Origin of the sequence: Cobetia sp. SIMBA_158, from assembly GCF_046566945.1 — a bacterium.
GTDB lineage: Bacteria > Pseudomonadota > Gammaproteobacteria > Pseudomonadales > Halomonadaceae > Cobetia > Cobetia amphilecti.
Genome location: NZ_JAWJYL010000049.1, coordinates 1 through 540 on the forward strand (window position 1 = coordinate 1; position 540 = coordinate 540).

General features: G+C 31.5%; 1 protein-coding gene. It reads right to left on the minus strand.

Annotated features, from left to right (window positions below; all coding sequences use genetic code 11):
* Positions 1-280: 280 nt before the first annotated feature.
* Positions 281-540, minus strand: a 260-nt coding sequence (locus R2R70_RS18905) for a hypothetical protein (protein ID WP_410978734.1), incomplete at its 5' end; no start/stop codon positions are given.

Here is a 540-nt window from a genome sequence, read left to right on the forward strand (position 1 = left end):
GTCAAGCGTGTAAAGAAAAATCCGACTTAATAGTCGGCTTTTTTTATATTAATTGATTAAGTTTTAGAGAAAATTATTCACTTTGATTAGAACGACGATTAAAGAAATAATTCAAAAAAGAAGCTACCGAAAGTATGATTGCACTAGCTATAATAAATACTACTCCATTATTTTTTTCAAAAACTATTCGTCCTACCAAAATACATACAACAAAAGTTAAAGAAAACAATATATTCAATCCTCTATACAATGTCATCTTCAATCGTCCTTTCTAACCTAATTAATTTTCATCACGAACTCTAACAGTTTTCTTCCCCTTATAATTTGTACGTTCATAATAAACCGTTTTAATTCTAAACTTTTTATCAGCTTTAGGACTTCTTTTTATATAAGTTTTAAACGACATATTACCATGATACACTTCTCTATAACTATATGCTGATCCACCCAGAAAAGCCGCTATAGCTCCAGGAGTACCACCTAAAAACCCCAATCCACCAAGAACAACACCACCAGCATAAGAACCAGCTCGTCTATCTG